14 protein-coding genes, 1 tRNA gene and 2 pseudogenes are annotated in these 12,445 nt (G+C 37.6%); 6 read left to right on the top strand and 11 right to left on the bottom strand.

Annotated elements, in window-relative coordinates; genetic code table 11:
• Positions 1-793 precede the first annotated feature (793 nt).
• The 3 genes from F6K18_RS09850 to F6K18_RS09840 all read right to left on the bottom strand — a co-directional run bounded on the left by F6K18_RS09850 (position 794) and on the right by F6K18_RS09840 (position 2,282).
• A complete protein-coding gene (locus tag F6K18_RS09850) occupies positions 794-1,222 on the bottom strand; it encodes a phosphomannose isomerase type II C-terminal cupin domain (protein WP_287240064.1) in 429 nt (142 codons plus the stop codon).
• Between the two features lie 628 nt (positions 1,223-1,850).
• Complete coding sequence (locus tag F6K18_RS09845) at positions 1,851-1,973, bottom strand: hypothetical protein (RefSeq protein WP_287520505.1); 123 nt, start codon at positions 1,971-1,973, stop codon at positions 1,851-1,853.
• Between the two features lie 84 nt (positions 1,974-2,057).
• Positions 2,058-2,282: a hypothetical protein gene (locus F6K18_RS09840; protein WP_124147702.1), complete on the bottom strand. Its 225-nt coding sequence runs from the start codon at positions 2,280-2,282 to the stop codon at positions 2,058-2,060.
• 248 nt (positions 2,283-2,530) lie between these two features.
• On the opposite strand from F6K18_RS09840, the gene F6K18_RS09835 reads away from it, so the two are divergent.
• A complete protein-coding gene (locus F6K18_RS09835; RefSeq protein ID WP_287520503.1) occupies positions 2,531-2,902 on the top strand; it encodes a hypothetical protein in 372 nt (123 codons plus the stop codon).
• 348 nt (positions 2,903-3,250) lie between these two features.
• Here the strand turns inward: F6K18_RS09835 and F6K18_RS09830 are convergent, their stop codons facing one another.
• Complete coding sequence (locus tag F6K18_RS09830; RefSeq protein ID WP_287520502.1) at positions 3,251-3,757, bottom strand: peptidase C15; 507 nt, start codon at positions 3,755-3,757, stop codon at positions 3,251-3,253.
• Between the two features lie 102 nt (positions 3,758-3,859).
• On the opposite strand from F6K18_RS09830, the gene hisH reads away from it, so the two are divergent.
• Complete coding sequence (gene hisH / locus F6K18_RS09825) at positions 3,860-4,504, top strand: imidazole glycerol phosphate synthase subunit HisH (RefSeq protein ID WP_124147705.1); 645 nt, start codon at positions 3,860-3,862, stop codon at positions 4,502-4,504.
• A 7-nt stretch (positions 4,505-4,511) separates the two neighbouring features.
• Complete coding sequence (rsmD, locus tag F6K18_RS09820; protein WP_287520500.1) at positions 4,512-5,087, top strand: 16S rRNA (guanine(966)-N(2))-methyltransferase RsmD; 576 nt, start codon at positions 4,512-4,514, stop codon at positions 5,085-5,087.
• On the opposite strand, the gene petG is transcribed toward rsmD, so the two are convergent.
• Positions 5,073-5,189, bottom strand: coding sequence for a cytochrome b6-f complex subunit V (gene petG, locus F6K18_RS09815; protein ID WP_124147707.1), 117 nt, complete (start codon positions 5,187-5,189; stop codon positions 5,073-5,075). The genes rsmD and petG overlap by 15 nt on opposite strands.
• A 259-nt stretch (positions 5,190-5,448) precedes the next feature.
• Between petG and F6K18_RS09810 the strand changes: the two genes are divergently transcribed.
• Positions 5,449-5,829, top strand: a complete 381-nt coding sequence (locus F6K18_RS09810; RefSeq protein ID WP_287520499.1) for a cytochrome c — start codon at positions 5,449-5,451, stop codon at positions 5,827-5,829.
• Positions 5,830-5,887: 58 nt separating this feature from the next.
• Positions 5,888-5,960 (top strand) — tRNA-Thr (locus F6K18_RS09805).
• A gap of 300 nt (positions 5,961-6,260) precedes the next feature.
• Here F6K18_RS09805 and F6K18_RS09800 read toward each other — a convergent pair.
• The 4 genes and pseudogenes from F6K18_RS09800 to F6K18_RS09785 all read right to left on the bottom strand — a co-directional run.
• Positions 6,261-6,999, bottom strand: a pseudogene (locus F6K18_RS09800) (IS1 family transposase).
• Between the two features lie 171 nt (positions 7,000-7,170).
• The gene (locus tag F6K18_RS09795; protein WP_287520498.1) at positions 7,171-7,647 is read right to left on the bottom strand and encodes a hypothetical protein; all 477 of its coding nucleotides are present in this window, start codon (positions 7,645-7,647) and stop codon (positions 7,171-7,173) included.
• Between the two features lie 175 nt (positions 7,648-7,822).
• Positions 7,823-8,044 (bottom strand): hypothetical protein, encoded by a 222-nt coding sequence (locus F6K18_RS09790; RefSeq protein ID WP_287520497.1) that lies wholly within the window; start codon positions 8,042-8,044, stop codon positions 7,823-7,825.
• 12 nt (positions 8,045-8,056) lie between these two features.
• Positions 8,057-8,176: pseudogene (locus tag F6K18_RS09785) on the bottom strand (IS1 family transposase); the annotation flags it as partial.
• 411 nt (positions 8,177-8,587) lie between these two features.
• Here F6K18_RS09785 and F6K18_RS09780 point away from each other — a divergent pair.
• Complete coding sequence (locus F6K18_RS09780; protein WP_287520496.1) at positions 8,588-8,752, top strand: hypothetical protein; 165 nt, start codon at positions 8,588-8,590, stop codon at positions 8,750-8,752.
• 116 nt (positions 8,753-8,868) lie between these two features.
• Here the strand turns inward: F6K18_RS09780 and F6K18_RS09775 are convergent, their stop codons facing one another.
• Together F6K18_RS09775 and aroF are read right to left on the bottom strand one after the other, a co-directional pair.
• The gene (locus tag F6K18_RS09775; RefSeq protein WP_287520494.1) at positions 8,869-9,939 is read right to left on the bottom strand and encodes an ABC transporter ATP-binding protein; all 1,071 of its coding nucleotides are present in this window, start codon (positions 9,937-9,939) and stop codon (positions 8,869-8,871) included.
• Positions 9,940-11,276: 1,337 nt separating this feature from the next.
• The gene (gene aroF / locus F6K18_RS09770) at positions 11,277-12,125 is read right to left on the bottom strand and encodes a 3-deoxy-7-phosphoheptulonate synthase (protein ID WP_287520493.1); all 849 of its coding nucleotides are present in this window, start codon (positions 12,123-12,125) and stop codon (positions 11,277-11,279) included.
• Between the last annotated feature and the right edge of the window lie 320 nt (positions 12,126-12,445).

The raw sequence follows: 12,445 nt of genomic DNA, 5'->3' as shown, positions 1-12,445 counted from the left end.
TAATTCTATACACAAACGATGCTATCGGACATGATATAAGTCCGGATCATGGTATTAAGTGATTAAACTGATACACATAACTTTCCAGGTAGACCCTAATGGTGTGTAATATAACTTTTTGGCGTTGGTGATTTGAGGTATGATATCATTTCCAGATCATTAGGGGTCAAAAAACTTTCTCCCTCTATTCCTCTTTCTTATTCTTTCTTCCCTCCTGAGTTCTGAGTTCTGACTCTTAAGTAATTAAGATTAATATCATACACTAATTCACCAATGCCAACTTTTTTTAGTATCCTCACCCATTTTTAGGTTTCTCAGTCCAGTTATCGTGCGCTAACAAAGTTTAACCAATCATTATATCATTAATTATAGCAGTTTTCACAAAGGTAGGCTACAGAACTTCTGCCCTCAGCATAAGTGTCTTCTGCCTTTAAGTAAAAATCTCTGTATTCTATAGTTAATGAAAACTACTATAATATGATCTATGGATAGATATTTCAAAAATATAGCTGTTTTTTAGGCAGTCCTACAACCATAATGGTATGGATTGAACTTGGGACAAATTACCTGATGATGTCAGCTCCGATGATCAAGAAAGAAGATGTATTTTGGTTTCTTTCCTACTCATAGTTTTTTCCACTCTAGGTCTCCCCTATTCCCCTAATCTTCCCTACTCCCTCTACCATTACGCGAGCAGTACTACAGTTTTTTATTTAATGCCGGAGTGGACTAAATAACCTCTGTTTTCTGCTTTTCTTAGTGAAAACTGCTATGAGCGATCGCCTACCTAAAATTATTTTGAAGATACTTCTGCATCAGCTTCTGGAAAACGAGTAATATCATCTTCCCCAAGATATTCCCCATTTTGAATTTCAATCATTACTAGAGGAATTGTACCAGGATTTTCTACACGATGTGCTGTGTTTGGTGGAACATAAGTTGATTGTTTTTGCAGGAGCAAATGTTCTGTACCATCAAACACAACTTTAGCAGTACCAGAAACCACAATCCAATGTTCACTACGATGATAGTGCATTTGGGTCGTAATATGATGTTTTGGTTTGACCTCTATACGATTAATTTTGTAACGTGGACCTTCTTCCAACATTGTGACTGTACCCCAAGGCGGTGTTCTTGTAGGATATTCATGTTGACTTGAGACCGTAGCTTCAGAATTTACAACTGGGGTCGAAGACTGTTGATTATTTTGTGTTTCACTCATAAATTTTTTTTCGATTACATCAAATAATAATCTACTTTCACATTTTACTACAGAATGCCATTGGCATCCTCCCGACGCTGCTCTAGGAGACAGTGCAAGTCCTGCTCCATTGCTGATAGGGTCTTTTTGCTAGATAACATCAAGTTTTTTGTTTTAATCTTGCTTTTAGGATGTCTTATTTTATGTCCGGTTGAATAGTTATTGTATAGTTGGAGCTGGGGATTTTGTATAAGGAATGACAAAAGTGGTTTTATTTGTTCTTTCTCTTTCTTGTTTCCAACTAATCCGCATTAACCCAATTCAAGCAAATTGTTCTCAGAACATTTATTGAAGTTAATTAAAAATTTTTTAATAATCAGATGAATGGTAATATGTTTCGGGTAAATAATTAAATAGTATATTCGATTAACAGAGCTTTTAATCCCCTTTGATCATCAGACTTTTTCTGGGGACTAAAATTCATCATATCTGGGACAATATCGAATAAATATTCCCCAGTGATCACCCACAAATCACCATACATACCTACCCAAAAGTTGTTATGTCTTCTGTCTTTTCGTCCTGGTTCTTTTGATCGACAAATATATCTTTGATATCCTGACTTTTTGATACAATTACCATGGTAAGATCAAGCTGTGTAAGCAATAGCTATTAGTAAAATTAAATTGGTCAAGGGTTGTGTATTAGCTCGACTTCCTTCTAGATTATATCCCCCTGTTTTACCATCTTTAAACATCGCCTCAATACCCATTCTCGACCGATAAATTTTGATAACTTCATCTAAACTTTCAAGATTTGTTAGTAAATACCAAGGTTCCTGTCTTGAGTGCGTCTTTCATTCCGAGGAGACCTCGGAATTACGCACTCGCTTTTCTAGTTGATGATTATATTTGATTTTCCAATATGCAGCCAAATTAAATTTACCGAAACCTTTGTATTTAGTGAGATTAATGTTACTGAAAAATATTTGGGTTCCAGGAGCTACAGGCAAATCACTCAAAGGCTGGTATTTTTGACGATTTTTTCTATAGTTAGTATTTTGTTTTTGTCTAAATATCAAATTGATTTTTTGAGTCTTAGACCTAATTTTTAGCCAGTGATATCACTCTATACCATGAAATTATCGGTCTCCAATAACTACCAGTTTATATTTTTTCTATCAACCTAAAACTGGTTGAATAAGTGCTTTTTGTTCCCTGAAATTAGTCGAGCCTTTTTGGAGCAAAATTTGCCAGTAAATCGGTAATGCTCGTTTTTTATAGATCACAGCAATTTTATTAGAGAATTAAATACTGAGACGAAAAAACTTTGAGAAAGAATAGTTTGCAAAGTAAATTTCCTCAAGTAAGAGACAGAGCTATAACAATTTTATTTCAGTTGCGGGTAAAAATATCTTTTAATTTAGGGAAAAGGGAACATGGCATAAAGGTAAAAGTTTCAGAGTTTTTATATATTCTTAGATTTTTTACAGCAGAAATAGACTTAAGATATTTAGATGAAAGTAGATTTTCTTTGAAGGCAGATATTCCTGACGGATGGCAAGAACAATCAGAAATAATAACCCTCAAGAGTTGTCAAAGTAAAAGAATTCATGTTCTGGGATTAATGGAATGTAAAAATCAACTAAATTACGAAATAAATCAGGGAGTAATTGACAGTGAAATAGTCATTAATTTTTAAGATAAGTTTAGTAAAGATTTAGCTAAACTCTTGTTCTGTAGTTATAGATCAAGCTTCAATTCATACGAGCCTTGAACAAGGAAGAAGAAAGAAGGAAAAAGTGGATGGGTACTAAAATCCCAAGCAATTGTAAACACTGTGTAGACGGTAAAGTTTGGCTACATCTTAGTTAATAAGATAATAGAGAGTAGGAAGATAGTCAATTATGAATAATATATCTTCACTTCATGTCTATAATCGTTAAAAACATAACTATGCTTGACTCATTATTTAATAACTGAAGTATTGAATAAACATAGAATTGTTTTTAGATAATGGGGCATATGTCAATTATTAAAATATCAATTATCAAACGATATATAATAATATTTTAATAAAATCTCCTACAATTTTACCCCGATTATTTTCTGTGAAAACAGGCACATGAACAAATATACATTTACTTTGATAACAACTCATATCGAGATATTTTAAAACTGAATAATACAAGTATTCGCAAACAAACTTTCCTGCATCATTACTAATCTCAGTCACATCCAAACCTGCAACTAACTCTGCTAAATTAATAGAAGTTTTCATCACCACTTCTCCACAACTAGCTTGAGATTCTATTGTGAGAATTTTCCTTGTTTCTGCCATGCCACAACAAATAATCACATCAGGCTGAATCTCTTCTATTTTAGCAATAACAATCTGTGTAGCTAGCTGTGAATCAACAGGTAACTTTCTTAAAAAACTTAACGAATAATTAGTTAATTTTTGCACAGATATCAGACCAAGTAAATCATCAGAAGAATTAGATTTATGGTGAGGTTCCCATATATCAAATGATGTCAGTAACACTTTAGTTTTCATTTTTCAAACAAAGACAAAATAAAAAAATCTGTAAATTCTTTAAATTATACTAACTTATTAACTATAATAAAATTGCCAATCACAAAATAAGGATAAAAATTAATGCCAACTATTGCAGTCATAGACTACGATATGGGTAATTTACACTCTGTCTGTAAAGGTTTAGAAAAAACTGGTGCCACCCCAAAAATTACAGATTCTCCAATAGAAATAGAACAAGCTGATGCAGTAATTTTACCAGGAGTAGGGTCTTTCGACCCGGCAGTACAACACTTGCGCTCGCGCTACTTAGAAACACCCATAAAACAAGTTATTGCTTCAGGTAAACCTTTTTTAGGTATATGTTTAGGTTTGCAAATATTATTTGAAAGTAGCGAAGAAGGTCAGGAACCAGGTTTAGGAATACTTTCTGGAAAAGTACGTCGGTTTAAATCTGAACCTGGTCTGACAATTCCCCAAATGGGTTGGAACCAACTACAATTTACTCAACCAGGCCATCCTTTGTGGAGTGAAATAACTTCTCAACCTTGGGTATATTTTGTTCATTCCTACTATGTTGACCCCACTGACTCTCAAGTTACAGCAGCAACAGTCACCCACGGCCATCAAACAGTCACAGCAGCAGTAGGGCAAAACAATTTAATGGCAGTACAGTTTCACCCAGAAAAATCTTCTACTCTTGGACTACAAATTTTGTCAAATTTTGTTAATAAAGTTATATCTGAAAATTTGGCCTTAGCTGGTTAGAGCAACCATGAACTTAAGGATATATGGAAATCGTCCGTTAAAAACTTTACCAGGAATGACCACTCGTCCGACTTTGGCCAAAGTTCGAGAAGCAGTCTTTAATATTTGGCAAACTCATATAGCTGGTTGTCGATGGTTAGATATATGTGCAGGTGTGGGTTCCATGGGTGCCGAAGCTTTATGTAGAGGAGCATCCTTAGCCATTGCAATTGAAAAATATGGCCCTGCTTGTGCTGTAATTGATCATAATTGGCAACTTGTGGCCAGTTCATCTCAGGAATTTCAGGTGTTGCGGGGAGATGTGTTGAAACGTTTAAAAGTGCTGGTAGGGCAGAAGTTTGACTTGATTTATTTTGACCCACCTTATGCTAGTGATTTATATCAACCAGTATTAGAGGCGATCGCCCAATATCAACTTCTAGCACCAACCAGCGAGTTAGCAGTGGAACATAGTCCCGAAGGATTGTCTGTTAAATCTGTGTCCACCTTAGAAGTTTGTCGGCAGAAAGTCTATGGCAATACAGCTTTGACCTTCTTTAGTCTCACTCAAGAGGAGAGATTGACTAATCTAGTCGATGTTTAATTGGTTGCCCCGTCGATATTGTTGGTAAGCTGCAAAAAATAGTCCTGCCAATGTCACGAGGATTAGACCTAGTACGATTCCAGAAAGTAATGGTTCTACCACGAAGCCAACTCCTTATAGTTGAAATTTTTATTTGTTTATCGATCAATATTACTATTTCTTTTGAGTCTGGGGAGAAAGTGCCAGTAAAGAAATCCCAGGCCAATATATACAAATAGAAATAATATAGTTCCTCAAAGTATTGATTAAGATTAAATCTTTGTACTTGACATAAAAGAATTACCCTAAAAAGAGCCATACTGTTAAGGTATATTAATTGATATTAAACTTTCTTGTAGATAGTTTTTGAGATATAAAGATTTTGGATAACCAGCTTGCTGATACCAAAAAAGAAGTCTTACTGAAGTGGAGCGCCTTAGTTGGTCTGGCTGTTCTGTTGGTAGTCCTATTTATGTTCTTAGGATTTAGGCAGTTTCAGGTTTCCGATCCTTATACAAAAAGAGTATTGTCTATTGATGGAGACCCAGTTCAAGGCCACGCGATTTTTCAAATGAACTGTGTAGGTTGTCACGAGTGGGTTTTAGAAAGTCAGATCGGACCTGATTTAGAAGGTATTTCCCAACGCAAGTCAGATGTGGCAATTATTAAGCAAGTAGTTAGTGGCCAAACACCACCTATGCCCCAATTTCAGCCCAGCGATCGGGAAATGGCCGATTTATTAAGCTATTTAAAACAAATGTGATTTAAAAGTAAAAAGGGGTTGCATAAATAGGTGCAGCTCTGCTATGATTAAAAACATTGCCGATGTAGCTCAGTTGGTAGAGCACTCGACTTGTAATCGAACGGTCAGGAGTTCGAGTCTCCTCATCGGCTTTTTTTATCTCAAAGTTGGTTCAAGACCCGCGCTCTCCCAAAGGGGAGTGTCCTATGGGAAAACCAATCAATTTTGTTGTTTTGCCAATAGTGTGTTAAGATTAAATAAGGCTACTGGGCTAGCAGTGTCAATCCGTGGAGCGACCGTAAGACCAGAAGGAGGGAAAGGCCTCTGAGGCAGGTGCGTTAGAAGCCGAAAGTCCTAATCTGCAAGGTTTAGGAATCCTGCGTTGTCGCGCCATGGGCAACGTCGGGAGGATTTCAAGAATTCAAATTTTGGCGTTGCACAGTGACGAATGATTATGAGAATTGAGGAACTTGACGATGTTTCAAATAATAGATCAGCAGGTGAATTGATCTGTACAACATATCAATGGACTTGGAATAGCACAAAGTTTTACGATGTCACCTAGGGTGCGTAGTGTCAATGACGGCAGTTTTCTCCTTCTACTCTGGTGATCGCTGCGGGTGCTTACTAGGTGAAGCGTGCTCCGCACCGAACTTCGCGAACGCAATCGTCGATTCAACAGGGGTCAACCTGATATCCATCTGTAATCTCAAGAAAACCGGCCCAACCGTGAATCATCTGCCACAATATAGTCAAGGTAACTAACGAGCGAGCCTCTTACAGAGGAGCTTCCCTAACGCCCCCGTACAAACTTCAGAATTCCTGGCATTTTGCTGTTGACTACTCTCCAGACCCAAATTTGGTTTTTTTTGAGCCAATCAAAGTTTGTAGTTGATCTAGCGTGAGCTGTTTGAGGTATTTCATAGTTACGATCGGGAATCTGTGCTTGGTGCAAGTCGTACCCAGTTGAGCAATGTGTTATGGGAAATACCAGTCACTCTCTCAATGGCTCCCAATCCCATGGCAAATAGGGACATTTTCACACAAAGCTCTTTAAGATCAGAACTATAACCCGCAGGACAGGGGCTTTCTCGCGCATTGACGGCCACAGTTAGGGCACAGATCACTCTGTTTGCCCTGACGATGACCATTTTTCACTACTTTATGACTTTGACAATCAGGACATTCCATCTGTCTAGAAAATTCTAGAATATCATTCTCTATTGTGCAACACCAAGAAGCGAAAACAGGGAATGCAGTTAGTTTATTATTGGGGTCAACAACAGAATTGATACAACAAAGCCCCAGCGGTGCCGGGGCTAACATTCTTATTGAGATGGGTGAGGCTTTTTAGTTGCCTGTTTAGAGTGTATTTTTGTCATTTATAAGAAAAATATGTCCTGCATCTTTTGGAGCAACAGATTGGCTAATTCTTTTTGTCCCAAAACCCCTCATGGTTCCATAATCTCCGCGCTTCCATAAAAGTTTGACTGGATCTGTTGATGCAGTAATCCGGGCATCAGCACCAGGTTTTAAGTTTATCTGTCCCGCTGCGATGAACATTGCCCAATCGTTATTGTTATATGACCTTACTGTTACAGTTTCATTCAAGCCGTTTATAACGGTCACATATCCTTCTTGCGGAGGGTTAAAGTCTTTATATACTTTTGAAATTTCAGCAACTGTTTTTACTCCAGAATCAATACCTGACAGAATGGTTGTCAGACCGGTAGCATAAGCTGGAGTGGGATAAGATAAAGCTGCTAGTACTAGCGCCATTGCTAGTAAAAAGGAAGCCAATTGCTTCTTTGCATTTTTCATTTTTTTTGATAAGTTCATCAGACTTGATTTAACTCTTCCCATTTACTGAACTCCTTGTCCTTAATTGCCTATTCTCTGTTATTTAGTAGCACCCCTGGAAAGTTAATGCACGCCTGTTTGAAGAAATAACAAAACCCAAAATAATTTGTTACATTAACATTATAACAAAACTTCTAGCAATTGTCAATCTACTTCACCACAACCCCCGCCCACCTCCTGTTGGGTATGTTTGGTCGGGGGTAGGGGCGATCGCTTGTTCCTCAACTAATTGATTTAATTTTTCCCTTACTTTGTCCTGCCAATCATCCATACTCTTTAGGTTGGCTAGTAAATTCTCATCAACTTTTATAGCAAGCAATTTGTTTTTACTCTTCCCTGGCACTGCTGTTTGGATATGGTAATTACGGCGTTGCACAGTGACGAATGATTACGAGAATTGAGGAATTTGCCGATGTTTCAAATCATATATCAGCAAGGGAATTGATCTGTACAACATATCAATGGACTTGGAGTAGCACAAAGTTTTGCGATGTAACCTAGCTAAATAGGGTTTGCTGATTAAATCTAAAAGCATTGACATATAAAGGTTTTAGAATTTTTTAGTTAAAAAAAAGTCCCAGCTTTTAGGTCGCTTAGGTTCAAAAAATTAGCATTTTAGGCGCATAGTTGCGCAGAAAAATCAAGGGACTATTCTTCCTCCTACCTCCTCTATAATTCCCATTTATCCTGACTCGGCTTTTCCCCTCCTGGGAGGGGCGGGGGTGGGTTGACTCCTACCCTCACCCATAAGACTTTTTCAGCAAACCCTAAATAGTGTCAATGACGGCAGTTTTCTACTTCTACTCTTGTCATCGCTGCGGGTGCTTACTAGGTGAAGCGTGCTCCGCACCGCTACGCGAACCCAATCGTTGATTAGGCAAGGATCAATCTTGTATCCATCCGTAATATAGAGAAAAACTTGCCCAACCGTGAATGGGTAACTAATGAGCGATCATTCTCCCCATCGCGATCGCGATCGCCGATCACCAACTTAAGAATTCTTGGTATTTGGCTATTTACCGAAAAATTGTGGGTATGCGCCTCCCCTTTTCAGGGGATAATAAATAAAAATTTTCATGATTAGTCAATCCTCTTCTTTTCAAGGAGAGGTAATTATTAATTATTAATTATTGAAGACTGGACAGACCCAAATTTTGTTTTTTTTGAGCCGATCAAAGCCACTTTTTCAGTAAACCCTATTTAATATTGGAGTAAGCGATCGCCAGACTCCAGATCAAACCAATGAATCTGTTTAGCAGGTAATTCTAAAGTTACTAATTCACCCCAAGTTTGGTCATAAGGAACTAAAGCACGGATATTTTGTTCGGAATTTTCCACCCGAGCAATTAACAGTTTTTCCTTACCTAAATTTTCTACCAAAAACACCTTACCTTTAATAGCAACCTCAGAAGTTTCAGCCAAAACAAAACCTACATCTTCCGGACGAATACCCATAACAATTTGTTTTGGAATTGTTGGAAAATCAGGTAGAGGAATTTTAAAATTACCCAAAATAGCATAATTTTCTTCACATTTAAGAGTCAGTAAATTCATTTGCGGACTACCGACAAAACCAGCTACAAATTTATTAGCAGGACGACTATAAATTTTATGAGGCGCATCAAGTTGTTGTAAGTAACCATCATATAAAATTGCTACTTTACTCGATAAAGTCATTGCTTCCGTTTGGTCGTGAGTGACATAAACTACAGGTTTTTGTTGAGAGTTAAATAACTGTTTCAACTCTGCTCGTACTTGTTCGCGTAATAGTGCATCTAAATTACTGAGAGGTTCATCTAACAAAAATACTTCTGGGTTGCGTACCAGCGATCGAGCTAATGCCACCCTTTGTCTTTGTCCACCAGACATCTCCCGGGGTTTGCGGTCTAATAATTTTCCTAATTCGAGTTTCTGAGCAACATTATTAACTCGTTGCTGAATTTCATCTTGAGGTATTTTACGGAGTTTCAAAGAAGCAGCAATATTTTCAAAGACCGTCATGTGCGGATAAAGGGCGTAACTTTGAAACACCATTGCAATATTACGACCGCCCGGTGGTACGTTTGTTACATCGCGATCGCCTATGACTACTTTACCCTGAGTGGGTGTTTCTAACCCAGCAATAAGTCTTAGTAGAGTTGATTTTCCACAACCAGAAGGCCCCAATAAGGTTAAAAATTCCCCATCTTCAACTTCAATATTCATATCTTTAACAGGAATGACATTTTTAGTAAATTGTTTCCTGAGATTTTTTAATTGCAGTTTTGCCATAATTTTGATTACTTCTTACCTCTTGATATTCACTTACAGCAGTTACCATAGCTCGTATAGACAGATTAAAAGTCTCAAAGCTAGACAAAGTAGGATGTTGATTTCTGCCTCCAGCATAGCTGCTATAAGTGTAGTCTAGTTATCTGATTATTACCTTACAGAGCTTTTCAAATTGATGAACCACATCTTCACACATCAAACCTTGTAAGGACATTCCATGGAACGTTCCTACTGTGGTCTACCCAAATGAAAACTGCTGTATAGGTTTTATATCTGATACAAGCGATCGCTCTATATCTCTCAACCAACACCTGAAATACATTTATATTACATTGTATTATTGCGACATACGCATTAGTAGAGAAAGAAGATGTTAACTAGGAGCTTTATAGAACCCCTGAGTAGTATTTTGACCTTGATGATAATTTTGAGCCATGGAGTCGTTCGTGGGAATTAGGAAATACTAGAAAAAGGAAAAATATTCCCATACTCCTGTGACTCTGTTTCTGAAATATTTACCCGCGTCAAAATTTGAGAGGTACACAGTCCTACATGGTGTAAAACAATAATTGAAAATACTTCAATATACCCCACCTCCGCATCACCTGATTTTTACAGCACTTTTTAGGATAAATGAGGTACAGTTTTAAGATTAATCTTTTTTTCCCTACTCCCTAGTCCCTACTCCCTAGTCCCTACTCCCTAAAGTCCTAAAATTTTGTACCTCATCAACTCCAAAACTGCTGTAAATAGATTCCAAATAGGTTTTATATCTGATACAAGCGATCGCTCTATGTCTCTCAACCAAAACCTGAAATACATTTATATTACATTGTATTATTGCGACATACGCATTAGTAGAGAAAGAAGATGTTAACTAGGAGCTTTATAGAACCCCTGAGTAGTATTTTGACCTTGATGATAATTTTGAGCCAGTCGTTCGTGGGAATTAGGCAATACCGGAAAAAGGAAAAATATTCCCATACTCCTGTGACTCTGTTTCTGAAATATTTACCCGCGTCAAAATTTGAGAGGTACAAAGTCGTACATGGGAATTAGGCAATAATTGAAAATACTTCAATACACCCCATCACCCTATCACCCGGTCTGCTGCTCTATTTCCAAATAGGTTTTATATCTGATACAAGCGATCGCTCTATGTCTCTCAACCAACACCTGAAATACATTTATATTACATTGTATTATTGCGACATACGCATTAGTAGAGAAAGAAGATGTTAACTAGGAGCTTTATAGAACCCCTGAGGGTATCTTGACCTTGATGACAATAGTCCTGACTGAGTGAAATTGACAGGATAAAAGCGATCGCTAAAAAACTAAACCACAGAAAACTCCTCTACCTGACAAATATTACGCCCCACTGCTGTAGCAATGGGGCGTAAACTTTCAACCAACTCCACCATATCTTCTAATGACAATGCTTGTCGTGCATCGGAAACAGACTCTTCCGGTACAGGATGACATTCAATCATCAAACCATCTGCTCCACAAGCAATAGCAGCTTTGGCCAATGGTGCAACTAACTCCCGTTTACCCGCCGCATGAGAAGGATCGACAATAACTGGCAAGTGAGTTAACTGTCTTAAGGCAGCTACCGCACCCAAATCCAATACATTACGAGTATAATTATCGAAACTACGAATACCACGTTCGCACAAAACTACATCCGGGTTGCCATGACTGAGAATATATTCAGCAGCCATCAAAAATTCTTGAATAGTCGCAGATAACCCCCGTTTTAAAATTACAGGTTTGCCAACTTTGCCCACTACTTTGAGTAACTCAAAGTTTTGCATATTGCGACTACCTATTTGCAGCACATCCGCATCAGCAACCACTGACTCTATTTGCGGAATAGACATTACTTCTGTTACGATTGGGAGATGGTAATGTTGGCTAATTTTTGCCAAAATTTTCAATCCTTGTATTCCCAACCCCTGGAATGAGTAGGGAGAAGTGCGCGGTTTATAGACACCACCCCGCAACATTTGTATGGGTGCAGTTATTAATTTGCTTGCTACTAATTCCATTTGTTCCATAGTTTCAACGGTACAAGGACCGCCAATAATCAAAAAATCTTTACCTCCCACTGTTGTCCTTTCAGAAATATTAATAACTGTTTGATGTTCGGGATGAGATTTGGATGCAAGTTTAGCGTCAGACACGAAATATTCTCCTTATGTAAATTAAGTGGGGTAAAAAATAAAAAACCCGAAACTGTTGTTAGTTCCGGGTAAAAGTTGAAGGTCAGCATGACAAGTTACCCGGAATTATATCGAGGCCAAAAATAAAAACCGTAATACCAGGTATTAACTTGAGTCATAGCTGTTTTCATCTTTTTTTGAGATAGTGAAATTTACAAATAAAAAAACCGCAGTTATTATTCTGCGGTTCACTTAGAGGTTCATAGCAAAAGCTAAATTCACTCCAAGTGAACCTCTCTGTGCCAAAAATAAAAGTAGGAATTGATGAGAAACATTAGTTT

It is taken from the genome of Okeania sp. SIO2C2 (assembly GCF_010692625.1).
Classification (GTDB): Bacteria; Cyanobacteriota; Cyanobacteriia; order Cyanobacteriales; family Microcoleaceae; genus Okeania; species Okeania hirsuta.
The sequence above is the reverse complement of the archived record's forward strand: the minus strand, read 5'-3'. Positions and strand labels throughout refer to the sequence as shown.